The 24,616-nt window shown below is 40.9% G+C and carries 21 protein-coding genes; 12 read left to right on the top strand and 9 right to left on the bottom strand.

The window, feature by feature from the left end:
* The first annotated feature begins 5 nt into the window (after positions 1–5).
* Positions 6–1,208 carry a [FeFe] hydrogenase H-cluster maturation GTPase HydF gene (gene hydF / locus F461_RS0114510; protein ID WP_020001889.1) on the top strand — a complete coding sequence of 401 codons (1,203 nt, stop codon included), beginning with the start codon at positions 6–8 and terminating at the stop codon, positions 1,206–1,208.
* A 341-nt stretch (positions 1,209–1,549) separates the two neighbouring features.
* Here the strand turns inward: hydF and F461_RS0114505 are convergent, their stop codons facing one another.
* A complete protein-coding gene (locus F461_RS0114505; protein WP_020001888.1) occupies positions 1,550–3,403 on the bottom strand; it encodes a putative bifunctional diguanylate cyclase/phosphodiesterase in 1,854 nt (617 codons plus the stop codon).
* 37 nt (positions 3,404–3,440) lie between these two features.
* Positions 3,441–5,321, bottom strand: coding sequence for a sensor histidine kinase (locus F461_RS0114500; RefSeq protein ID WP_020001887.1), 1,881 nt, complete (start codon positions 5,319–5,321; stop codon positions 3,441–3,443).
* A gap of 435 nt (positions 5,322–5,756) precedes the next feature.
* Here F461_RS0114500 and F461_RS0114490 point away from each other — a divergent pair, with 435 nt between their 5' ends.
* A complete protein-coding gene (locus F461_RS0114490) occupies positions 5,757–6,314 on the top strand; it encodes an Hsp20/alpha crystallin family protein (RefSeq protein WP_020001885.1) in 558 nt (185 codons plus the stop codon).
* Between the two features lie 158 nt (positions 6,315–6,472).
* On the opposite strand, the gene F461_RS0114485 is transcribed toward F461_RS0114490, so the two are convergent.
* Positions 6,473–7,258, bottom strand: coding sequence for a PhzF family phenazine biosynthesis protein (locus F461_RS0114485; RefSeq protein WP_020001884.1), 786 nt, complete (start codon positions 7,256–7,258; stop codon positions 6,473–6,475).
* A 196-nt stretch (positions 7,259–7,454) separates the two neighbouring features.
* On the opposite strand from F461_RS0114485, the gene F461_RS19220 reads away from it, so the two are divergent.
* The gene (locus tag F461_RS19220; protein WP_020001883.1) at positions 7,455–7,622 is read left to right on the top strand and encodes a hypothetical protein; all 168 of its coding nucleotides are present in this window, start codon (positions 7,455–7,457) and stop codon (positions 7,620–7,622) included.
* 183 nt (positions 7,623–7,805) lie between these two features.
* Here F461_RS19220 and F461_RS0114475 read toward each other — a convergent pair whose 3' ends face one another.
* From F461_RS0114475 to F461_RS0114465, 3 genes are all read right to left on the bottom strand, one after another.
* On the bottom strand, positions 7,806–8,705 hold the full coding sequence (locus F461_RS0114475) for a GGDEF domain-containing response regulator (RefSeq protein WP_020001882.1): 900 nt from the start codon (positions 8,703–8,705) through the stop codon (positions 7,806–7,808).
* On the bottom strand, positions 8,698–12,105 hold the full coding sequence (locus F461_RS18800) for a response regulator (RefSeq protein ID WP_020001881.1): 3,408 nt from the start codon (positions 12,103–12,105) through the stop codon (positions 8,698–8,700). Before F461_RS18800 ends, F461_RS0114475 begins: the two co-directional genes overlap by 8 nt.
* 308 nt (positions 12,106–12,413) lie before the next feature.
* Entirely contained in the window at positions 12,414–13,817 is a 1,404-nt protein-coding gene (locus F461_RS0114465) for a DASS family sodium-coupled anion symporter (RefSeq protein WP_020001880.1), read from the bottom strand.
* A 394-nt stretch (positions 13,818–14,211) separates the two neighbouring features.
* Here F461_RS0114465 and F461_RS0114460 point away from each other — a divergent pair, with 394 nt between their 5' ends.
* The 4 genes from F461_RS0114460 to F461_RS0114445 all read left to right on the top strand — a co-directional run bounded on the left by F461_RS0114460 (position 14,212) and on the right by F461_RS0114445 (position 17,152).
* Positions 14,212–15,603 carry a sigma-54-dependent transcriptional regulator gene (locus F461_RS0114460; RefSeq protein WP_020001879.1) on the top strand — a complete coding sequence of 464 codons (1,392 nt, stop codon included), beginning with the start codon at positions 14,212–14,214 and terminating at the stop codon, positions 15,601–15,603.
* Between the two features lie 251 nt (positions 15,604–15,854).
* Positions 15,855–16,148, top strand: coding sequence for a hypothetical protein (locus tag F461_RS18045; protein ID WP_020001878.1), 294 nt, complete (start codon positions 15,855–15,857; stop codon positions 16,146–16,148).
* Positions 16,145–16,483: a hypothetical protein gene (locus tag F461_RS0114450; protein WP_020001877.1), complete on the top strand. Its 339-nt coding sequence runs from the start codon at positions 16,145–16,147 to the stop codon at positions 16,481–16,483. Before F461_RS18045 ends, F461_RS0114450 begins: the two co-directional genes overlap by 4 nt.
* A 345-nt stretch (positions 16,484–16,828) precedes the next feature.
* Positions 16,829–17,152 (top strand): hypothetical protein, encoded by a 324-nt coding sequence (locus F461_RS0114445; protein WP_020001876.1) that lies wholly within the window; start codon positions 16,829–16,831, stop codon positions 17,150–17,152.
* 112 nt (positions 17,153–17,264) lie between these two features.
* Here the strand turns inward: F461_RS0114445 and rimK are convergent, their stop codons facing one another.
* Positions 17,265–18,170: a 30S ribosomal protein S6--L-glutamate ligase gene (gene rimK, locus F461_RS0114440; RefSeq protein WP_026364791.1), complete on the bottom strand. Its 906-nt coding sequence runs from the start codon at positions 18,168–18,170 to the stop codon at positions 17,265–17,267.
* A 4-nt stretch (positions 18,171–18,174) separates the two neighbouring features.
* Positions 18,175–18,612, bottom strand: coding sequence for an ATP-dependent zinc protease family protein (locus F461_RS0114435; protein ID WP_020001874.1), 438 nt, complete (start codon positions 18,610–18,612; stop codon positions 18,175–18,177).
* Positions 18,613–19,142: 530 nt separating this feature from the next.
* Here F461_RS0114435 and F461_RS0114430 point away from each other — a divergent pair.
* The 5 genes from F461_RS0114430 (at position 19,143) to F461_RS18790 (ending at position 23,131) form a co-directional block, all read left to right on the top strand.
* A complete protein-coding gene (locus F461_RS0114430; RefSeq protein WP_020001873.1) occupies positions 19,143–19,709 on the top strand; it encodes an RNA polymerase sigma factor in 567 nt (188 codons plus the stop codon).
* Positions 19,696–20,325 (top strand): early set domain-containing protein, encoded by a 630-nt coding sequence (locus F461_RS18795; RefSeq protein ID WP_020001872.1) that lies wholly within the window; start codon positions 19,696–19,698, stop codon positions 20,323–20,325. Before F461_RS0114430 ends, F461_RS18795 begins: the two co-directional genes overlap by 14 nt.
* Positions 20,326–20,485: 160 nt before the next feature.
* Positions 20,486–21,145, top strand: a complete 660-nt coding sequence (locus F461_RS0114420; protein WP_143154747.1) for a hypothetical protein — start codon at positions 20,486–20,488, stop codon at positions 21,143–21,145.
* 57 nt (positions 21,146–21,202) lie between these two features.
* Complete coding sequence (locus F461_RS0114415; protein ID WP_020001870.1) at positions 21,203–22,171, top strand: tetratricopeptide repeat protein; 969 nt, start codon at positions 21,203–21,205, stop codon at positions 22,169–22,171.
* A gap of 12 nt (positions 22,172–22,183) precedes the next feature.
* Complete coding sequence (locus F461_RS18790) at positions 22,184–23,131, top strand: hypothetical protein (protein ID WP_020001869.1); 948 nt, start codon at positions 22,184–22,186, stop codon at positions 23,129–23,131.
* A gap of 138 nt (positions 23,132–23,269) precedes the next feature.
* Here F461_RS18790 and F461_RS0114405 read toward each other — a convergent pair whose 3' ends face one another.
* The gene (locus F461_RS0114405; protein ID WP_020001868.1) at positions 23,270–24,562 is read right to left on the bottom strand and encodes a sensor domain-containing diguanylate cyclase; all 1,293 of its coding nucleotides are present in this window, start codon (positions 24,560–24,562) and stop codon (positions 23,270–23,272) included.
* Positions 24,563–24,616: the final 54 nt, after the last annotated feature.

Genomic DNA, 24,616 nt, shown 5'->3' with positions numbered 1-24,616 from the left:
TTATGATGTCTGAAAAAGCTCCCAGAGGCATTCGCATGGTCATTACTCTTGTTGGTCGACGCAATGCCGGAAAATCTTCACTTATCAATGCGCTTGCCGGACAAGATATCGCGATAGTATCTGATCACCCCGGCACAACCACCGACCCAGTTGCAAAGCACTATGAGTTATTACCATTGGGGCCTGTAACGTTCTACGATACGGCAGGGCTCGATGACACCGGGACCCTCGGCGAACTTCGCATTAAGGCAGCTCAGAGGGTGCTTTATCGCACTGATACGGCAATTCTTGTGGTGAGCGAAGAGGGTATGGGTGATGCAGAACACGAAATCTTAAATACACTGCAAAAGATGAATATCGCGACTATCGTTGTGTTCAACAAAGCAGACATTGCCACTCCTAAGCCTGACGATATCGCATTTTGTGCGAACAACGGACTCCCTCATCTGACAGTTTGCACAGCATCCGGCCAAGGAGTAAATGACGTCAAAAAAACGTTAATTGCTACTGCGCCTAAAGAGTTTGTGGAAGACCCTGTTCTTGTCAGTGACCTTATTTCACATGGGGAGACCGTGTTGTGCGTTGTCCCTATTGATCGCGCTGCTCCGAAGGGGAGGATCATTCTACCGCAGGTTCAGGTACTGCGTGATGTGTTGGACAACGATGCGTTAGGAATAGTGGTTAAAGAACATGAGTTACCAGAGGCGCTCGGAGCATTGCGACACGACCCCGCGTTAGTAATAACAGATTCGCAGGCTATCGCAGAAGTCGTGGCAGATGTGCCGAAGAACGTGCCACTTACGACCTTCTCTACCTTATTTGCACGTTATAAAGGCGACTTACCAACACTGGTCGAGGGCGCACGTGCCATAGACTCCTTGAAGGACGGCGACAAGGTACTTATGTGTGAGGCGTGTTCACATCATGCTGTTGAGGACGATATCGGCCGAGTAAAGCTCCCGAAATGGATAACTCAATACACTGGTAAAGAACTGGAGTTTGTCATATACGCCGGTCACGATTTTCCAGAGGACCTCGAATGCTTTGCTCTCGCCGTGCACTGTGGCGGTTGTATGAGCAATAGAACAGAAATGTTGCGCCGTATACGTGAATGCACTCGCCGTGAAGTTCCAATCACCAACTACGGAGTTGCAATCTCGAAAGTTCATGGAGTGTTGGATAGGGTAGTGCAACCTCTCGGACTGTAAGAAGCTTTTTGACCTAGAACTGTCGTAATTAAGTGAGCATGTTTAGGAAAAAACCAAGCACGGCAAGTTCAGGTTACATGGCTTATCAATGTATTAGTAGTCTTACTTACAAGCCCTTGTTTTACAGGGGCTTGTTTATTATAAAAAATGTCCAGTTTCGCTATGTCGTTATGTAATTGCTGGACATGTTACACTTTAAGACGATGCCATAAGAGTAACCGTTGGTTTTCATGTAATATCGTAATGAGTAATCTGATATTGTAGCGTAACAGGAATTCCAGCTTTTTATTGTCGGGGTAAGATGTGGCTACAGTTTAATAGTGATGCGTGGCCAGCAGGTATCATTTATTATCCTTTCCTTGTTTCAGCAGAAATTCTTCTGTGTCTTTTACATCCATAGGGTGATAGAAATAAAAACCTTGTGCTTCTGTACAATTTTCGTGTTTCAAAAGTTGCAATTGGTCATCTGTTTCGACACCCTTAGCAAGAACGTCTACTTTCATGCTATCTCCCATGGCGATAATTGCGCTTGCTATTGCCATATCATCAATGTCGGTGGTGATCGCCTTAATAAAGGTGCTATCAATCTTGAGTCGATCAATAGGAAAATGTTCCAGATAAACGAGGATTGAGTATCCGGTACCAAAGTCATTAATCGCAAGTTTCACACCAAGTTCTTTGAGCTTGAGAAATGTATTAATCGCGCTATTCGCATTTTTCACCAAAATAGACTCACCAATTTCTAACTCCAGAACCGAAGGCTCAAGATTTGTTTCCTTAAGTACTCTAGCAACAGTGTCTGGGAAATCAGAGCTTGAGAACTGCATTGCTGCGACATTAACTGCCATGCGTGTTATATTTAGACCGGCATCCTGCCAATATTTAGCTTGCTGACACGCAGTACGCAGTACCCATTCTCCAATTGGAGCGATAAGGCCACTTTCCTCAGCTATAGGAATAAAATCATATGGGGCAACATTACCTAAACTGACATTATTCCATCTAAGCAATGCCTCAAGGCCGGTCACAGCTCCTGTAGATAGATTAACTTGTGGTTGATAGTGAAGCGACATTTCATTTCGTTCAATGGCGTGGCGCAGTTCATTCTCAAGATTTATGCGTAACAGAGCTTGTTCGTTCATAGATTTGTCATAAAACTGAACATTGTTGCGCCCATTACGTTTTGCAAAATACATAGCCAGATCCGCACTTTTCAGTAACTCGACATCATCTTCCCCATCGTTTGGGTAAAGACTTATTCCAATACTCGGCGTAACAATGAGCTTATGTGCGTTTAATTCTATCGGCTTTGAAAGTTCTTCTTGAATTCGCTTCGCCACGGTTAACGCATCATCCGGCTGCTGGAGGTCTGTAAGTAACACCGTAAATTCATCCCCTCCAAGCCTGGCTATTTGCATGTTGGAATTGTCGCTTAACAGATATCTTGAAACTGCATCACTACTACGCAGGCTGTGTTTAATTCGTTTAGCAACAGTACGTAACAAGTCGTCGCCAACTTTATGGCCCAGTGCGTCATTAACTCGTTTAAAGTTGTCAAGATCGATAAACAAGACAGCTAAAGATTGTTCATTTTTTTCTGAAAAAACGATCTCTTGCTTTATTCTGTTTATAAAATAAGCACGATTGGGCAGCCCTGTTAAACTATCATAATAAGCCATTTGAAGCATTTTTTTTTCAGCTTGCCATTTTTGTCCTAAGGCAACGGCAAGCTGACGCACTTCGTGAGGATGAAATGGCTTTTGGATATAAAACATCTTTCCCGCAGGCGGGACTCGTAAAGATAGCTCGCCTGGCTCAACGTCCGAATAAGCAGTTGAAATAACGATTTCAATATCTGGATCAAGGGCGCGAATCTCTGCCGCAGCCCACGCACCGTCCGGTCCTGGAGGCATGCGCATGTCAAGAAATATCATCGCAAACCGATTGTTATTTTCCAGACTCTCTTTTATTGCTTGTACTGCTTCGTTAGCCCCCATAGTGTATAAGACATCAAATTCCGGAGGTGCAGAACGGCCATCAGAAGCACGTTTGTCGCCAAACAGTTTGCTTTTTAGATTATTGATAGCAGCATTGGAGTACTGAGTGTTTCCTTCAAGGATCATACGATAAGATTCAAGAATTGCTCGTTCATCATCTGCAACTAAGATTCTAACTGGATTGTTTGCCGCGTCCACAGCGTTCTCCTTTTTGGAAGTTAAAGTGTACCGCTGTTCAGGCAACCGGTAATAGTATGCGGATAGATGCTCCGTGACCTAATCCGGCGCTTTCTACAAACATTTTGCCACCAAGAGACTGTATTGTAATCGCACTCCAATGGAGACCGTAACCGGAACCTTCTCTGTGCTTTGTTGAAAAGTCCCGTTCAAATAAGTGCTCAAGATGTTCAGGATCCACTCCTATTCCGTTGTCATCAAAATGGTAATCAACCATTTCCCTCCCCATAAGCTTTTCTTTACTTGCTGAAATTGTAATGCAACCAGTATGCTCTCCAGCTTCTATAATCGATTCCGCAGCATTGATTAACACGTTTGCTACGACTTGTTGCAAGGCGGCTCGCGCTCCGACAACATTACCACAACTAACCACACTGTCAGTAATTTTAACTTCCATTACATCTTTGAATACAGACCGTAATCCAGCCGCAACATCATTTATAATTTTTACCATATCGACAGCCTCTATTACCCTTTCAGAGCGGGTTAGTCGTCGTTGGTCTGCTAAAAGTCCTTCTATTTGAGCTATCTGCTGGATAGAAAGTGTCACGTCTTCATAACTTTTTGTTACCAACTTACTCAGCTCTTCTGCAGCCAACTCTACGAATTGTAGTAGGTCTGCACGGCGCTCTGATAACGTATTGGAATTTGCTAACTCAGCCGACGCCTGTTTAATTTCTTCAAGTGGCGCAGTCCGGAGACTCTGTTGCAATGTTGACAGCCTGACATTCAAGGGTGTTATGGCATTTCTAATGTTATGGAGAACCCCGCCCGCCATTTCGGCAACACCGGATCGGTATGATTGATCGACAACTTTTTGTCTGCTTTCTTCAAGGTGATCTACCATTTGGTTGAACGTTTTGCTCAAAAAGCCAATTTCATCATCTCGTTTGATTTGTATGTGCTCCTGCAAGTTACCAGCCTTGCCGATTTTTTTGGCATGTTCAGTTAATTCTGTCAGGGGCTCCAAAACGGTAATTCGGAGCAGCTTCCAAAATACAAACATCATTAACAGCCCAGTTGCAGCTAATGACCATAAGGATTGCATTACAGCCTTTGCACCTTGATCAGAAATATCTCGGGACGTGTCTATTTGTAACGCCAAAACTGGTTTTTGAGTAAGGTCAACTAACGTAGTATAAATTTGCCAACTAGTCTGTGTTTCAACTTTCCGCAACGCTGAATACGTTATTCCTTTATGCCGGTGACCTATCTGTAACAAATGCGAAGGGACAATCTGTTGTTTTTTGGGGAGGGACGGAATAATGGAAAGCTTGGTCAATTTACTTATGTGGCTGATTGTAGAATTATCCAAAAAGCGTCCTAAGATAAAAGTTCCGGCAATCGGTCCCTTACGCAAGTTAGTTAAAATAGGCTTGGCTACTACCAGCATAGGGGCATAGGGAGTATCGATTATCCCACGAACCTCGTCCGTTAATGTCTTAATCTGTAGTAGCGGATGATCTGGTGGGAGCTTTGCTTCTGAAAGCCATCCGAGATGAAGTAACTCATTGGTTGGCAAGTCAATAGCGAGATTCCAGGCTGCATTACCTTCCGTATCATAAAAACCCATGTAATTAGCCTTTAACGCTTCAAGAACGCTGGTTCCTTCAAGATTTTCTTTAACAAAGTTCTGATTTTTACCTGTCATATAGTTGTAGGTATCTGTCCAAAAGGCCCAATCTGAAGCTGATGGGGCAACTTGGTTAAGCTCATTGTTAATAGTCTCAAGGACACGTTCTGCATTCTTGATTGCCGTTTCTTTTTCCAAAGAGATAAAACTCGGCATAATAAATACCCATTGGATGCCAAGACAAAGCAGGCCTGAGGCGACGAAAGCCAATACAACCAGTATGTTTACTTTGCTCGACAAACGCATGTGCCATCTCCTGATAGATATAAGCAAGGCATTAACTAAAATTGTCCCAATAGTGCTTGAGATCATCCGTTGATTATTTCCATTGTTCCTCTTTTATAGCTGGTAATTTAAATCTCATTTGCAAAACTGGTCTGTTCCAGCCGATGCCTCTTTGTTGGAAGAGAGACAGTACGTAACACGGGCTGTACATTTCATAAAAAGTATTATCTATATCCTCTATGGATATTTTATTTTTCATTCTAATTATATTTTATTACAATTGTTTTACAATGTTCCTGTTTATTTTATTAGGATTAATAGTTGGCTAGAGTAGGTGTTATAATACATCTAGTTAGCATTGACACTAAAATGAATCCGCTTATTATTCATACTATCAAAATTTGCATTCAAAAATCCAATTTAGAAATCTGTTACATTTGGTTCTTGGAGGATATTATGGATACTACCAAATTAAATCCTTGGAACTGGCTTAAAAAAGAAGATGAAGAGGAAAAAATCCTGCCAGTAAAGCAGCATGATTTATGTCGATGGCACCGACGAGATCGTAGTCCTTTGCTTAACTTGCATGATGAAATTGACAGACTTTTCGATAAAACTTTTCAGGGTATTGATTTTAAAACACCTTTTTTTCACAAACATGCTTTCCCTCAGTTAGGGATCTTGAAGCCTGATGTTGATATTTCGGGAACGGAAAAAGAGTATACAATTACAGCAGAACTTCCAGGCATGACAGAAGAAGATATCTCCATTGAATTAAAAGGGGATTCCTTGATTTTAAAAGGTGAGAAGCGGCAGGAAAAAAAATCTGAGGACGAAGGTTATTATCGCGTGGAACGAAATTATGGATCATTTCAACGTGTATTGACTGTCCCAAAGGATGCTGATGCTGAAAACATAAAAGCACAATATAGCAATGGAGTAATTACGATTACTCTACCTCGAAAAGCTGAAGCAATCACAGAATCCAAAAAGATTAGCATAGAAAAAGATTAGGCAACGTAAAAAGCCCCGGAAAATCCGGGGCTTTTTTTGCTGTTTAAAATTACGTTACAAATAACAAACGTAAAATAACCTTCTACTAAATCATATCAACCAACATTAACAATGTCCGCGTGGATAACATGGTCAGACAAGTTATATGCCGAGGGTAATCAAATTGTGATATGCCCCTCTAAATACGTTACCGCTTTGCCCGAGATCAAAACCCGTTCGTCCAGATTTTCGCAGAAAAGCGTTCCACCTCTTGGTGATAACTGTAAAGCGAGCATCACTTCTTTTGAAAGCTTTTCGCTCCAGTAGGGGATTAATGAACAATGGGCAGAACCGGTCACTGGATCTTCAAAAATGCTGGACTGAGGCGTAAAGAAACGTGAAACAAAATCTACCACATCACCTCGGGCGGTTACGACAATACCGCCGATGTCGAGATTGATTTGATTAAGAAGCTCTTGATTAGGAACCATGTTTTTAACCGTCTCTTCGTTGTCAAACACAAGAACATAGTCCCGAGATTTCAGTACTTCTATAGGTTTTTCCTTAAATGAATCCAGAATTATTTGAGGAGCGGAACTGGGTATGGGTTTTCGGGACGGAAAATTTAATGTCAGCAAATCTTCTTCAACAGCAACCGTCAGGATTCCGCTTTTTGAATGAAATTTCAGTGAATTTAAAGAAGGCTGAAGGTGTCTTGCAATAACATGTGCCGTTGCAAGTGTAGCATGACCGCATAGGTCGATTTCAAGTTCCGGTGTAAACCATCGGATTTCGAAACCATCATCTACAGTAATGAAAAACGCCGTTTCAGAAACAGAGTTTTCTTTCGCTATATTTTGCATAACTTCATCGGGTAGCCAATATTCAAGCTTACAGACGGCCGCAGGGTTGCCTCCAAAAACGCTATCTGTAAAAGCATCAACTTGGAACAGCGGTAATTGCATATGGTATCTCCCTAACTCTTGTTATTTTTATGTAATCCTAAGATGCAACACTTGTTGTAAGTAGGAGAGGGCGATTTACAGCGTGATGATGTTATAGATTAACCTCTGTATTGGCATTATGTCTGTAAAATTTGGTATACTAAACACTCTGAATCATATGTGTGAGAGATAAGTTACTACGTAAATGGAGGTTATTATGTCTAGTGAAAGACTAAGCGTAACGCGAGGAGACATCACAATTAATGGCGGGCAGGTTGTTATTATAAATAAACATGTTGCGCAGCAAGTTCAAAAGGCTATGGATGAAAAACAACAAGGAGCTTCAACCAAGGACGATGTCATAATTAACATTGAAATAAGATAATAGTAATAGGCACTTGAAATTAATTCAAGTAGTTCTCTTTACTCATCGAGAGATTTACACAACATTCCAATTGAACAGTGCAATTTCAGGTGCCTTTACTGCATAACCGCACAGAGAAGTCTATCCGATGGTAAGATGTATAGAGTGTGCGAGAATAAAACACTGGTTCATTAACCTTGCTTGTCACCTTACTACATCACGAACAACACTCTTGTTTCTTCCTGTTTGTTTTGCTTCGTAGAGTGCTTCATCTGCCTCCCTGAGTAGTACATCAATTGATGTAGTGAATTGATGTTTGGGCGCCATTCCACAACTTAATGTACACGTTACTTTTTGTGTCGGGTTAATTGCAATACTTGTTTTAGAGTATGTTGAAACAATGCTGTTCAGCAAGTTTATAACCACTTTGTCTGAATTTGCTGTTAGAACAACAGCAAATTCTTCTCCCCCTATGCGACCAAATATAGAGTCGGGCGGTAACAGGCTTGAAATAATATCAGTTGTTTTCTTTAAAACAATGTCACCAGCATGATGACCGTATTGATCATTAATTTTTTTGAAAAAATCTATATCCAGCATTATTGCGTAGAACTGTTCATCATACTCGTTAAACATTTTTTCAGCTAATTCAAAAAATTTTCTTCGATTATAAATACCAGTTAAGCCATCTCTCGTTGCAAGATATTCTAGTTTTTGAATAAGATGTTGCAATTCAAGATGTACCTTTACTCTGGCAAGTAATTCAACCGGTTTAAAGGGCTTTGTCACATAGTCAACACCTCCAATAAGGTAGGCAGCTTCTATGCTGTCCTCATCCTTTTGTGCCGTTAAAAATATGACGGGAATGTTTTTTGTCTCTTCGGATTTTTTAAGTGCCTCACAAACTTCAAAACCACTCATCTCCGGCATTAAAATATCCAACAAAATGAGGTCGACATTCTCACTGGCTAACAATTCTAGCGCATCCTTACCTGATGTGGCCGGTATGACATCATAATTGTCTAAAATAGCAAGAACAATCTCTATGTTTGACTCTGAATCATCGACAACAAGAATTGTTGATTGTTGTATCTCGTTATTCATTGCTTTCCCCTAAAAGGTTCAGAGCATCATTGTACTTATACTTATCCAAAAGTGCCCGGATTTCTTTTAGACGTTGCTCATCTTCGTGCTGGAGAGAGTAGAGGGTGAATTTAGTTAAAACTCTTTTAATATTTTTAGGTCGTTTGCTATTTACAGCTTCATATAGTGATAACCATAATTTTTTACGAATATTTCCACCTAGCAAAGGGAGATCTGAATGAGGCACTTCTTCTTGCTGAAGCTCCGGACAGTTTGAGATATCTTTGAGTACTTTTCCAAGTTCCTGATCAAAGGTACTTAAAAGAGAGCTATCGAAACTTGCTTCTAACTTTTTGGTCACTGAGTGAAGATCATTTGCACCTATACTTGCACTTACCCCTTTAAGAGTATGCAGTAACCTTTTTGCTTCTTTTTTGTTTTCTGTAAGAAGCTTTTTGAGAGAATTATGCGCGTCTTCGTAATTAGATTGGAAGTTACGCAAAATTTTATAATAAAGAGCCAGATTGCCATTCATATATTTTAGACCGGTTTCAGCATCTATTGCGGTAAATTTAAACGTAACTTGCTCCTGTGGCTCAACATAATCTGATACGTCTTCTTTCAAATCAATTTTCGGAGATAAGTAGCGTAATAATGTTGCAAAAAACTTTTCGACATCGATCGGTTTATTAAGATGACTATCCATCCCAGCCTCTTTTGATCGCGCTACATCAGATGCCATCGCGTTAGCAGTAAGAGCTACAATGGGAATTTTGGAGCCTGTAGCTCGTATTTTTGCTGTAGCAGTATATCCGTCCATTACAGGCATCTGAATATCCATAAAAATTAATTCGTACCGATCCGGATGCTGTGCTAACTTTTCGACAGCCTCCAAACCATCATGAGCTTCGTCAATTATGATACCAGAGTGAACGAGTATGTCTTTAATGATCTCTCGATTAAGATTATTGTCTTCAACTAATAGAATGTGGCTGCCTTTCCTTGTGACGAGCTCTTCTTTCAAACTTACTTTTTTTACCTTAGTGCTAATATCTTCTTTTACTTCTGACCCAAAGTAAGAAATGATTATATTGTACAGCTCTGAAGGATTAACCGGTTTGTGTAAAAATGTAGTAATTCCATGCCGAGCAGCTTCTTCTTTGTAATACTCTTCATCATACCCAGAAATCATAATAATTGGGTGCGCAGGCGACGGCAATGTTGCGTTAAGTTTTTCCGTAGTTTCAATGCCATTCAATCCTGGCATGTTCCAGTCCATTAAAATAAGATCATACGGTGGATTTTCTTTGATATTTTGTAGAGCTTCTTCTCCGCTGCTGACAACTTCAATATCGAAATTATATACGGACAGTAAATTTGTAAGCGAAGTCTGCCAGGAAGGACTGTCATCCACTATCAAAACTCGTTTATTAGTAAACATTGTTTGATCATTATTTCGGGATGAAATTTCTTTAAGTCTTACAGTGAAAAAGAATGAAGTGCCTTTATCTTTTTCACTTTGAACCCATATATACCCACCCATTAGTTGGACAAGTTGTTTTGAAATGGCAAGACCAAGTCCTGTTCCGCCATATTTGCGAGTCGTACTTGTATCTGCTTGAGAAAAAGACCTAAAAAGTCTGGACGCTTCTTCCTTTGTCAGTCCAATTCCTGTGTCTCTAACTTCAAAACGTATGTGATCTTTTTGCACTCGTGTAATATAGACTCCAACTTCCCCTTTTTCAGTAAACTTTATGGCATTGTTCGTTAAGTTGGTTATGATTTGAGCAAGGCGAAGCGGGTCTCCTGAATAGGCCATAGGCACGTCCGGTTCATAGCTTACTATGAAATCAAGTTCCTTATCTGCTGCTTTCATCCCCACAATCGTTGACACTTTTTCCATTACATCGTGCAGGTAAAATGTCGTGTTTTCCAAATCAAGTTTTCCTGCTTCGATTTTGGAATAGTCTAAAATGTCATCAATAATTCCTGAAAGAGACTGTGTCGCTATTTCAATTTTGGTGATGTATCGTTTTTGCTTTGGGGGAGTATCCTGCTGCTGCATAAGATACGTTAACCCTGTTATGGCATTAATAGGGGTGCGTATCTCATGACTCATATTTGCAAGAAATTCTGATTTAGCCTTAGTTGCAGACTCTGCTTTTTGTAACGCAAGGTGCAAAGCATCTGTTCGCTCTTCAACAATCCTTTCAAGATTCTCATTTAGTTTTTTCTGGCTTAACGTAAGTGATGATATTTTTTCACTGGCGTCACTAAAAGCCTCTTCAAGTTCCCCAATCTCATCATTAGCATGCTTTTTAAGGCTAATATCAAAATCGTTTTCTGAAAGCTTCCGAGCGGCATTTTTCAGCGCAAAAATACGTTTAACCAGAGAATTAGATGAAAGGAAGGCGAGTAAAATCACTGAGAACAGCATAACGGCAACAACTATTCTTAAATCGAGAAAGAGCTTAGTATATGGTCGTAGCAGATCCTTTTTATTAATAACTGTAACAACGCACCATTTATTTTCAGGCTGATACACGTAGTAGAGAGTTTTTGCACCATACGTGTCTGGATTTTCGCGTATTGTAAAATTATATTCAATCCAACCTGATTGTAGATGCTGAAGCCCCTTAGCTTTTATGGAGTCAACGACTTCTCGAAGGAAGAATCTTTTTGTTTTAGGATCTTGTAAGTCCAGCGTGTTTTCATTTGTAAGAAACGGATGACGTAGCAGACGGCCATCTAATTCAAAAATTGCAACATAGCTTCCTGCTGACGGACTAAGGTCTGCATCTGTAATTATTTTTCTAAAATTCGCCAAATCGATAATGGAGTGTATTCCTATTTGATTTGAAATAGCGCATACAGTCCATTTCCATGGCGCAAAATAGCTTAAGTAAGCAATATCATCTTTTGACAAGCTTTCTTTGCTTTTTGCTAAACGCAGGTATCCTTCTTTTTGAGTTAACAATTTGTTAATAAATGCTGGAGAAAATTCTTTTGCACATTGTTCCATTTGCATTGTTAAACTTTTTGTAATTCGGTTTTCGGGAGTAATAATAAACGTAAATCCTGCTTCTCCAATTTGTTGCGCATTTATAAAAGATTTTGAAAAATTTTGCGCTTGTTCTAATGTCAACTCTTTGTTTCTGTATTTGTTGTAAATTTTTTCAACAATGCGCATATCCGCGTCTGTGACTCCTTTAAGATACTGTTTAATAGATTCATTAAGGAGTTTTCCTGCCATATTTCCAACAAGCAATGTGTTCGTTTGGATTTCTTTTTTTATGGTTTTTTCAAAGCTTTTTTTAATCGGAGGTAGGGTTAAAGCGATCGAGGCAAGCATAATAAAGACAATGAGTAGAAAGGAGAGGTAGATTTTTCCTCGCAAGCCGAATTTTTTCAAAAAACGCATAAGGTAATCCTTTCATTAGTCTCATTAATGCTGGCTTATATCGTTGCAACTTACTATCCCTCTACGTATATTCCACGATAATATGTTAGATATACTAGTATTTCTTTTTTTGTTTCTATTTGCTGCTGGAATAGTCTGAGAAGCGACTGGTTATGTCTCTATGGAGGAAAGCTGTTGCTTTTTTGCTTACCTTTTATAGTTATTAATAAAAAAAGATAACCTTCTAAATATATTAATAAAAAACGACATCTGGGAACAAGACATAAAAAAGGACTTGCTGATATCAGCAAGTCCTTTTTTATGTCTATCTATACGTACAAGGTGGTAAGCAATAGCATTGTAGCGACATAAAGGCCGCCAAAAATGATGCCTAGAAACCACCAGCGAGCTTGACTAATGAATCCGGAACCATACCAAATTGGAGATGGGCCAGTTGCGTATGGTGTAATAATACCCATGAGACCAAGGCTTGCTGCGAGCATAAGGGCAATTCGTGGAAGCATTTCAGGTGGTAAAAGAGAGACTGCGGTTACCATAAATAAGGGCATAAGGGCTGTTGTATGCGCCGTAGTGCTGGCAAAGAAGTAATGAAGGACGAAAAACATGAGAACGAGGAATAACGCCACGGAAGATGGAGGCAAGCCATGCAGATGACTTGCAGCAAGTTTGCCGATCCAAAGAAGCACGCCAGTTTTCTTTAATCCGGAGGCCATTGCAACAAGAGTTGCGAACCAGACCAGAACGTTCCATGCGCTTTTATTACTTATGACGTCATCCCACGTGAGTATATTGCTCAGAACCATAAAAGAAAGAACCAGTATAGCTGCGACGGTACTGTTTATGCCAAGCTCTTTGCCAAAAATCCATAAAATGAGTGCCAATATAGCATAACCCAGCATCATAAGCTCTTTTCGGCTTATTGCTCCAAGTTTATTAAGTTCTTCTGCAGCCCAGGCAGGGGCCTCCGGTGATCTTTTTTGAGTTGGAGGGTAAATTATATAAGCAAGCCAAGGTGTGAGGATAAAAAGAGGGAGCATGGCAGGAATCATTATTTTTGCCCATTGTCCCCAGGTGATCTGAACTTTTGTTGTCTGGGCGATGATATCGATGGCCAGTAAGTTTGGAGCTAATGCTGTTAAGAACATAGAGCTGGTGACACATGTTGAGGCAATACCAACCCACGTTAAATACGAACCTATCTTGCGTGGTTCATGATCCGGAGTAGAGTTGAACATCGGTGGAATATTACTCACAATCGGATAAATTGTGCCTGCGCTTCTTGCTGTATTTGAAGGCATAAATGGAGCCAGTATCGCGTCAGAAAAAGCAATTGCATAACCAAGTCCAAGCGTATTTTTACCTAGGAACCGTATCAGGACTAAACTGATACGTCTCCCAAGTCCTGTCTTTTTATACCCTAATGCAAACATAAATGCAGAAAAAACGAGCCATATAACGCCATTGGAAAAGCCTGAGAGAGCCCAGTTTCGACTGGCGGTAGGATTGCCGATCAAGCCTAATGTGGCGACTATCGACACCCCGACAAAGCCCACAAGTGCCGCAGGGACCGGCTCAATTATGAGCCCGACAATAACGCCAATAAAAATACTCAGAAAGTACCAGCCTTCAATTGATAGTCCCTCCGGAGCAGGAAACAAAGCCATACCTATGGCAACAATAACAGGTGAAAGCTTAAGGATATATTCGCGCATTTATCTCTCCATTGGTTACGAGCAGATGAACAATTATGATACTGCATCTAGCTTTGAGGAGATGGGTTAGAAATAGATTAGTCCCACCACACGACCGATGCATGTTCTGTAGAGACCTCTTCTGTACTTATCTAATTATATATTTTGATCGATATTTCACCAGTATATCTTGGCAAATTAACAACTTTTCGTAGGTATAACAGTGAATGTTAGTTCAAAGCATCTTTTTGAGTAGCGAATTGCAATGTGGCTAAAAGGAAATGTTTTTATAGGCTGAGGCAGCTAAATATATAAACTAAATTGGTCACCACGAGGAAAGAGAGGAGGGGAATAAGACTATTTTTTATTGCCAAGATATATGTAACTTCGTAAATTTCATTAATAGGAATTTACAATGTTACAATACCAAATTGTTACCCCACATGTTGAAGCCAGTGAAATGCTCAAGCGCAGTATCCTTGCGATACAACCTGATATCAAAGTCAATACTGCCTGTGAGTTAGTCAGTGCCACAACAAACAGCCACATAGATGTTTTTTTTGTTGACCACAGCTTACTGCTCGGGGACAAAGTCGATATTTCTGAGGGGCTGAATTATATATGGAAGGAAGCTTCTAGTGCGGATGTTGTTATTTTGGTCAATTCAACTGAGATCAGATATGCAATTGAGGGCATTAATGCCGGTGCAGTGGATTATCTGGCATACCCGCTTATGCATTCAGAGGTAACTCTGGTACTTTCGCGGTTAGATCGTGATCTAGCACGTAAACATGAGCTGAGCTATCTCCAAGATGATTTCTGGAATGAGAAGGCGCTACAGCTTGTGAAAACAAATAGCCCGTTGATGCGTGAAGTTTTTTCCATGGTCAGGCAGATGGCTGCAACCAAAACAACGGTTCTTTTAACTGGTGAGACTGGTATCGGAAAAAGTGTTCTTGCAAAGCTCATTCATTCTCATAGTACAAGAAGAGATAAACCGTTTGTTAGCCTGCATTGCGGAGCTATACCGGATTCTCTGATCGAAAGTGAACTGTTCGGACATACTCGAGGAGCTTTTACAGGAGCTTTAAAAGACACTATCGGTAAGTTTGGTGCGGCTGAAGGAGGGACGCTTTTTCTGGATGAAATCGGAACAATTACTCCCTCAATGCAGATAAAGCTTCTCCATGTCCTTCAAGAACGTACCATTCAACGTGTGGGAAGCGATAAGGAGCATTTTGTTGATGTACGTATTATCGCGGCGACTAATGATGACTTGTGGCGGCAGTGTGAACTCGGGACATTTCGTAAGGACTTGTACTATAGATTGAATGTATTCCCTATCCGCATCCCATCCCTTAGGGAGCGAAAAGAAGATATTGCCTCTTTTGCCAAAACTTTTATTCAGGACTGCAACCATATGCTTGGTAAAGATATTGTTGGCCTTCATCCTAAAGTCCTGGCTGCCTTTAAACGTTATTCATGGCCGGGAAACGTGCGGGAATTGGAAAATATTATCGAGCGTGCTTGCATCCTTGAAACTGACAAGTTTATTCGGTTGGAAAACATACCTAACGAAATTTCAGCGCTTTCGAGTGCTACACTTGATACGCAGGCAGATATATCAGTCCCACTTGGTGAAGCTCGGCAAAACGTTGTTAACCAATTCGAATATATATATCTTTCGGAGTTGCTACAGGCTACTAAGGGGAAAATTAATAAAGCAGCAAAACAGGCAGGCATTACAACACGTCAAATTCATAAGCTAATGCAAAAGCATGAGTTAACAAAAGATGACTTTAAGTAGGAACTGTAAGTTCTTGTTTTGACACAATAAGAATCTATAGTTCCGTTTTTTAATTTATCAATTAGTCTTTAATCTTAGCTAATTAGATAAAAAAAGATAACTTCATTCAAAAAAAGAATCACCACGTTTTAGAAATAAGAACTGGTGGTTCTTTTTTTTGTAAACAAACAAAGTGAAAACAAATAAAAACAGATACTTAACGCTTTGGCACTTTCTATGCTTTAGCAAAGTAAACACAGTGAGGTGTCAAAATGGATACCTTGAAACAAAAAAAATGTGGCACACTTCAAGACGTTCTTGGTGTTTTGGTTCCTTACGAAAGGGATGATCAATTTAATATATTGAAAGTTTCAATTGCCTGCGCTGGTGAGCGTGAAATTGTTATTGAAAATCTTTCACAGCACGCAAATCTGTTGGAGTTATTACGAGAACCGGTGTTGCTGAAGGGTTTTATTAGCAGTGATGGGACAACAGAGACTATCAACGTAAAAAAAGTAATTCCTTTTGTTAAATCAGATTTTTTTAACAGTCGGAACACAATATGAGAAAAATGATTTCTCTATGCTTAAGCATAGTTATGGCACTGCTGGTAATTGGCGAATGCAGGGCGGAACAATATGAAGTTGTTGAACCGAATGCAGTCATTGCAGGTAGCATCACTGTTAAGGGCCAAAATTTCTATCTCGATGACGGTGAGTATGAATTTTTGCTTTTAAATTTTGAGGATATCTCGCTCGAAGGTATGCAGGTTGAAGTGTTCGGTGACTATGTCACCGTAAATAAAAAACCGGCATTCAAAGTCACCAGTATAGATGTTTATGAAGGTGGAGATCTTCCGTCAGAGGTAGATACCGAATCTGACGGCAAAGAAGGATCCTAACTATCTTCTGTTAAATGTATTTCCTCAAACTCTTTAGATATCTTTGAAGCAACGTGTAAAGAGTCTTTTATAGTTAGTTGTAGGTCGAATAACTAATATCTGTAGCACTCGATATTGCTCATATCCTTCGGGAGCTAACACTTATTTATACTGAAACATACAACACTTTATCAGCTGTGGATGTACATTAGCAGCGTGCCGCACTGGATGGTGCTCCGGCAATTTGTCGGGGCACCCTAACAAATTAACATCCCAAAAGCCCCATGCCTAATAGCTGAAGTTCTCTTCATGTTGTTTGGAGGTGCAGGGACCCTGTTTGTCAGGATCATAAGTTTGGAGAACGTTATGAGTCGTGAACAGAAAACAGTTCAACTAAGCGGAACATTACAACCTTGGATCAAGAATTGCGACGAGCCTGAAGGTTTAATGTTAGTTACAACAACTAATGATGGATATGTAGTAGAAGAAAATCGTAGTGGTTTAAATTTACTTTCATACATTGGTGAGTGGCTTGATGTCTCAGGCTACATTCGTAGAGACGGTCAGTTAGATTATCTCGTTATTCGTTCCGCCTCTGTAACTGAAGACGACTTGTGGCAAGATGAATTTGATGCCGACTGGTCATCCGGCCGCAAAGAGCCGCGTAGAATGCGGGAAAAGGACTACTAGTCGGACAGTTGGTTATGCCCAATACGTATCCAGACACATGGGTTCAGTACCCAAAAAAAGAGGAGTTCCAAGAGCTCCTCTTTTTGCATTTGCAGATTTATTTTTTAAAAGGCTAACCTTTGCCTTTTGTTCTGGTATTTCCTGGGCAGGCGTTCTTAGCGATATGATCGATGATTATACCGGCAATATCTTTTCCCGTGGCTCCCTCGACTCCTTCCAAACCCGGCGAAGAGTTGACTTCCATGACAACAGGGCCATGATTTGAACGTAATAAATCTACGCCGGCTACTCCCAGTCCCATAATCTTTGCAGCCCTGACGGCAGTAGAGCGTTCTTCAGGAGTAATACGAACAACAGAAGCAGAACCACCTCGGTGTAGGTTAGAACGGAATTCTCCTTCCTTCCCTTTGCGCATCATCGAAGCCACGACCTTTCCTCCGACAACAATGCACCGGATATCGCTACCTTTTGCTTCCTTAATATATTCTTGGACAATAAAGTTAGCTTTAAGCCCCCGAAAAGCTTCAATCACGCTTTCGGCAGCAGAATGAGTTTCTGCCAGTACAACGCCCACACCTTGTGTACCCTCAAGAAGCTTTACAACAAGCGGTGCTCCTCCGACCAGATCGATAAGATCCTGTGTGTAAGCAGTAGAATTGGCAAAGCCTGTGACCGGAAGCCCGATCCCTTTTCTTGCAAGGAGCTGCAAGCTGCGTAACTTATCTCTGGAGCGGGTAATCGCAACGGATTCGTTTACGCTATATACCCCCATCATTTCAAATTGCCGTACAACGGCTGTTCCATAAAATGTTATGGAAGCGCCAATACGAGGGATGATTGCGTCAATATTTTTCAACTCTTCACCCCGGTAATATACCGCAGGATTATGAGCAGTAATGTTCATGTAACAGCGTAACGGGTTGATTACTTCAACCTCATGGCCACGTACTTCCGCTGCTTCTACAAGCCGATTGGTGGAGTACAGTTCAGCCTTTCTGGAAAGGATAGCTATCTTCATTAATTTAATCACATAATGGAGTTTGATGTAAAAAAGCATGTTCTGGATCAACAATTGCTGTTCCAGACATAGCCGTGCGGCCAATGAGCATACGGCACTTCATACCCTTACGGCGGGTTAAGGTAACTTCAGCCAAACTGCGCCAGTTACCAATGCAAAGCTGAGTTTCAATAACAAATCGTTCTTCAGTCTGCCCACCGGAATTTGTAACGATGCGCCTTGCCGATATCGGAGCTTCAGCTGTAATCGTTCTATTTTCTCGAGAATCAAGTGCAATGGTAAAGCGAACCCACTCTGAATTGTCCTTGATGAATGCTTCTTCATTTATTGTATGAAGCGAAGACGTTCTGGCTCCGGTATCCACTTTGGAGAGAATGCACGAAATACCAAAATCCGGAAGAGAAACCCATTCCTTCCAACCAAGTGTTTCTTTTTCTAACATATTGTTCTTATAGGTTTTTTACATGAAAACAAGAGGCATTTTTTAAAGCTAAGGAGATGTATGCTTTTTCGATAATGATGTCTATATAAAACTGAGTAGCTACAGCAAGAATTCATTGTGACTTTATAAAATAATAAGGTCAGCTGAGTGAACATCTGCCTTCAACATTTTGCATTTGTTTTTAATAAAAAATCTTCATCAAGATATGAACGCGTTGCAGACGCTAAAACTTCCGTAAAGAATTCTTATAAATTCTTGAGGTGGTGGTACACAATTATTACAGAGTATTGTTTGCTGAGGTATCTATTGTATTACTTACTATATTTGTGTTTTTCGTCTTGTACTGACGAGGAAACGAGGTAAAAGTGAGAAATAAAAGCTGGCAGACTAAGCGGTCAATAGATAAAAAAGCGGCAGAGACACCTGCTGCTTTTTTTTGTTTCGATACATTATCGTCTGTTTTCATATGAAAAACATATGAAATATTTTTTTTTGTGACCAAACCTTATTCAAGAACGTAGTATACAGTGATGAACAACACTAATTACCAGAAGGAATGCACTATTCCAGACAGGGATATTGTTGTCTCTGTTCTAAACGGAGACACAAATGCTTATGCTTTTCTGGTAAAAAAATATCAGGCTAAAATTTATAGTATTTTTGCTCGTTCTATCCGCTCTCAAGCCGTAGCAGCAGAATTGGCCCAAGATGTTTTTTTGAAAGCCTTTGAAAAATTAGCGCAATTTTCTTTTGAAAAAAGCTTTTCGTCCTGGATAAACGCCATCGCAATTAACACGTTACGGGATTACTGGCGCAAGGATGGACGGAAATCTTCTTTTACTGACGAACTGGATACGGATTATGAGTCTTTTGATGCAACGATTGAAGAGCAAGTTTTAAATGGCAGCATTATGCAGGTTATTCAGCAGCTTCCGGTTCTCTATCGTGAAGCCTTGTTACTGCGTTTTCGTGATGATTTGTCAATACAAGAAGTGGCTGACTCTCTGGGGATTGGAACAAGTGCAGCTAAAATGCGTTTGAAACGAGGAATAGAGATTGTTTCAGCTAGAGTGGAGGGGACAAATGAAAAAGAATAAAACTGTAACTACAGAAGAACGGTTGCGTAAGCTTTTCCATGAAGATGGCTTTCTTGATGTAGAACCTCCGGATAACTTTCTAGAAAATGTTATGGGAAATCTTCCGAATAAAGTGCCAACAACATTGTCTCCTTTCGACAGGTTTTCTAGAGGAATACGTAATTGTTGGTCGATATTTTCCAACCCGATAACTGTAAATATATCCCCTTTACAGCTTGCAGCCAGCTTCGCGTTGATTTTTTGTTGCATCTCCTTTTTGTACGATACTCCGTATAGAAAACAGGGCAGATTGGTTAATGCAGTTCAAACCACGCCTGTAGCTTTACAGCTTAAAGCTGTTTCTTTTGCCTTGCCAGATCCGGATCGAAAGTTTTCTTCCGCAGTAGTTATCGGTTCATTTAATAAATGGCAGAGTCAGGGGTTTGAAATGAGCTATAATGAAGAAAAGGAAGCATGGGTACTTGAACACGAGCTTCCCCCTGGGGACTATGAGTACGTTTTTCTCGTTAATGGTGATGCCCCGTTGCCTGACCCAAGGGCTGCTTTTTATGTTCACGACAGCTTCGGAAATAAAAACGCGTTGCTTCAAGTCGGTGGAGTTCTGCATGATCTCTAATACCGTGTTACCAAAAGGTGCCGAAAGGGAAGTCATAAAAGTTAAGGATGTAAAATTTATTGTTTGCATCACAATATGCTTGCTGTGCTTTCCGATAATAGCAAACGGGAGCGACGTCCCTATAGCCTCCGTTCAAACTAGGCTTTCAGAGCGGATTGAAATGGCTAAAGAAGCTGGCATACAGCAAGACGTATTACTTTTAGTCACTCAGGAAGTTCTTGATAAAAAATTAGATGGAGAAAGTGCTGTCTGCATTCTCAATATTGCACTTGCAGCCAAAAACTCAAAGTTACCTGCATCTGTCTTCGAAGAAAAAATCCGTGAGGGGAGTGCCAAAAGGATTCAAGGTGAACGTATTTGTATGGCATTGAAAAGCCTGTTTAAAGAAATGGAGTTTTCAAAACAGCTGTTAGCTCAGTATACAAATAAAACTCCTAGTGAATCAGAGATACGAACTATGCACGAAGCCTTCTCACAAGGAGCTACACACGCTCAGGCTGAGGCGTTTCTTTCTTCTCATCACAGCAAAAAGATTAAGACAGCACTGGCAGCATTCAGCCTGTATTCGCTGTTGAAACAGTCTGGTGTTTCTTCCTCACAGTTGAATGAATTTATTACTCTCGTCATGAAAGATGATGCTGTAATGAGTCGATGGAAAGAACTTCCGCAACTTTTTGCAATTGTTACGAGAGGTGGTGTGGCTCCGGATGATTTTATGGAGAAGGCAACGCAGGCTGTAAAAAAGGGAACTTCTCCTCATAAGTTTGCGCGTGAACTTTCTTTACGCCCCCGCCTGTTAGGTGTTTCAGAAGAAAAATAAAATAGATGTCTTGGATGTTTTATATCTGTTCAACGTTAAAGACTTTGAGAGTAGTAGATGAGCATATCTAACATAGTGTCCCGAGTTGCTTTGATTGGAATATTCGTTGTGATGGTGGCCGGCTGTACCGGAGTAAAAGGGCAATATTATCTTGGGATGGAAAAATATAGCCAAGGTCAAAAAGATTTTGAACAAGCTGTAGCTGAAAATCCAGATGACGCAATGTCTCATTACTTCCTTGGACGTATGCTCCTAGCACAAGATAAGCCGGAAGCAGCGCTTAAGCACCTAAAAAAGGCTGTAGCACTTGAACCTAATGACGATGACTACCAGTTCTGGCTTGGAATTAACTACTGGTCTGTCATGGATTATAAAAATGAGCGCAAGGCATATCTACGCGCATTACAGCTTAATCCCGATTCAACATATGCTCATTTGTATCTTGGGCACAATTATCTGGATAAACGAGAGTGGCAAAAAGCGTACGACCAATATCAGATAGTATTACGAAAAGACGAGTATGACCCTGAAGCGCTATTTAACACTGCTTCTGCTTTGCATGGGATGAAGCGTTATAAGCGAGAGCATAAGGCATTATTAAGATACCTTAAATACTACCCAGATGGTCACCTTGCTTTGAATGCAGTTGCCAGTCTTAACAAGCTTGGTGATTATTCTTGGCGTAATTTTTATATTGGTAAGCGAAAAGTAAGCTTTGAGACTGTAAAATTTGAAAAAGAAACAGCAGAAATAAAAACAGAAACAACAGCATCTTTAAAATTGTTAGGAGCAATGCTCAAAAATGCACCTAATCTTTCTGTCAATGTTGTTGTTTATGTAAAAGGGAATAAATCTCTTGCAAAATCACGAGCTGTTGCCATCAAAAATTATATAACTGGTTATGTTCCTGATGTTGAAAGAAACCAGCTACCTATTAGCTGGTTCGGACAGTCAGAAATTGTTGGTTCAAGCAATAAAACACAGAAGCTGCCTGAATCTGTACGATTTATTACAAAAGTGAACTAGGAGGAGGATTAGATGAAAGTAAATAAGATATATGCAGTCTTAGGCATAATATGCTGCCTGATGGTTTGTTCTTTTGCAGCTGTTTCTTTTGCAGAAACCGATGCAACCACCAGCACGGGAGTTGAAACAGACGCGGCTCCCAGTACAGATACTGCAACAGAAGCAGGTGCAGAAGAAGGTACAGATGCCACAACAGATACTGGTACAGAAGAAGGGGCCGATGCGGCAGCAGAGGCCGGTACTGACGAAGCTCCTTCTTTTGCGAATCCAGCTCAAGCAGCCAAAGCGGATGCGCTAGCTGCGGCTGTTGCCGCACAACCTGATGCAGAAGTGGATGCTGCATTAGCTTCTGTTGCCGAAGCCGAAGCAGCTGTAGCAACGGCTCAAGAAGCTGAAGCAGCCTTGGCCGCGGCTGAAGCAGATGACGCAGCGCTTGCAGCTGCTGCAGAGGCTGTAGCAGCTGCCGAAGCAAGTTTGGCTGCCGCTCAAGCTGAAGCAGATGACGCAATGGCATCCATGACCTCTGTTACTACTGCTGATATAGCAAATATGCGCGAAGCAGAGATGGGCTGGGGACAAATTGCACACGAGCTTGGAGTTCACCCAAGTGTTTTAGGAGCTCTCAACGGTAAAGCTCTGGGCAAAACGAAAAGAAGCAAGAATGCTGGATTTGGTGGACAGAAAAAAAATAGAAGTGTTGCGACAGCCCGTAACGTTAAAAAAGGCTACTCCACTGCTCCGGGTGCAAAAGCCGGCAAGGCTGGTGGAAGCAAAGCTGTAGGTCTTGGCCAATCTAAAAGCAGTGCTCGCGGTGCCAGTTCCGGTAATTCCGGCAAAGGCGGTGGGAACGGTGGAAATAGTGCAGGCGGCGGTAAAAGCGGCAGCAACGGAAATGGAAAAGGTGGTGGAAATGGCAAGGGCGGCGGTAAAGGCGGCGGCAAAGGCGGCGGTAAGAAATAGCCCTTTCTTTTTATGATACACCAAAGACCTAAGCTCTAATAAAAAGGGGATTGTATCCAGTTTGGAACAATGCCCTTTTTTATTAACTGTAGAAAAACGTTCTCGTTAAAACTATCCACACTTGATCTATCTTACTTCTTATTCATCAAAAAAAACGACCCTATTTCGTCCGCTATTCTTGGCTTTATACAAACGCGAGTCAGCACTGCGAAGTAATTCTTCTGTCGCTATGTATTTTGAAGTCGCTCCGGCAACTCCAATACTGATTGTACAGGGGATAATATTACCACAACAGATAGTATCCTTCTCTGCAAAATTTTTGCGCAACCGTTCTGCAACTTGAACAGCTTTATACCTCGTTGTTTTCGGTAAAAAAACAACAAATTCTTCTCCACCGATTCTTGCAAACAAGTCGTTATCTCTAAGATGTTCTTTACACAGAATGGAAAAATCGCGCAAAACAGCGTCTCCGGCTTCGTGCCCGAATGTATCATTGATCTTTTTAAAGTTATCAAAATCAATCATTAAAACAGAACACCTCTGAGCGTCCTGACCTACTCCATCTGTAAGAAACTTTATTCGACGGAAAAACTCTTTTCGATGCAGCGCTCCTGTAAGGTCATCCGTGGTGGCCATCTGCAATAAATACTCTTCCTTAGCCTTTCTTTTCGTAATATCATCAACAACCCACAAAACACCTTTGTACAGATTGGCAGGAGCATTTCTATCTACAGCCTGCCCTGTAAATAGGCACCAAATTGCATTACCGTCTTTTCTTCGTGCCTGATATTCAACCTTCAATGGTTCACCGGATTTGAGCCTAGTATACGTAGTTTCACCGAATTCATTGTAGTCTTTTTCAGAGAGATGGAGTTGCCTCATGCTGATACCTAGCATCTCATCGGGAGAGTCATACCCTAAAATATCTGCAAAAGCTTGGTTTGCTCGCTTTAAATACCTTCCGCCCTTTAAGAGCATGAGGCCAACTTTGCAGTTATTGAAAATAAGTTCCAGTTCATACATGGTGTCTGCTAAATCAATTTCAATAGCACGAGTAAACGTGAGATCACGCATGGCTGTGGCACGATATCTATGGCCATGAAGAGTTACTGCCTTGCCTCTAACTTCGGCAGGAAATGTTGTGCCATCTTTTCGTTTACAGGTTGCAAAATATGGCTCTGCAAATCCTTTCTCAACATTTTTTCGGGCAATAGCCAGCGATTCTTCAGCAAGGAAGTCAAAAGCAGAAAGAGTAGGAAGCTCTTCTAATGTATACCCCATAGTTTTAAGAGCCTCAGCATTTGCCGCAACGCACTTCAGGTTCTCATCGAATAGCCCTATTGCCTCAAAGGCTACATTGTTGAGAGCTTGTTCGATTTCCAGTTGTTCTTTCAGAGTTGCTATTAGTCTGTTAGCTTCTGTCAAATTCATACACTTCCTTAAAAGGTAAATTAAGGGCAAGACGTAACGATCTTGTCTTTAAAA

The sequence above is a fragment of the Halodesulfovibrio aestuarii DSM 17919 = ATCC 29578 genome, from assembly GCF_000384815.1.
Classification (GTDB): Bacteria; Desulfobacterota; Desulfovibrionia; order Desulfovibrionales; family Desulfovibrionaceae; genus Halodesulfovibrio; species Halodesulfovibrio aestuarii.
The sequence above is the reverse complement of the archived record's forward strand: the minus strand, read 5'-3'. Positions and strand labels throughout refer to the sequence as shown.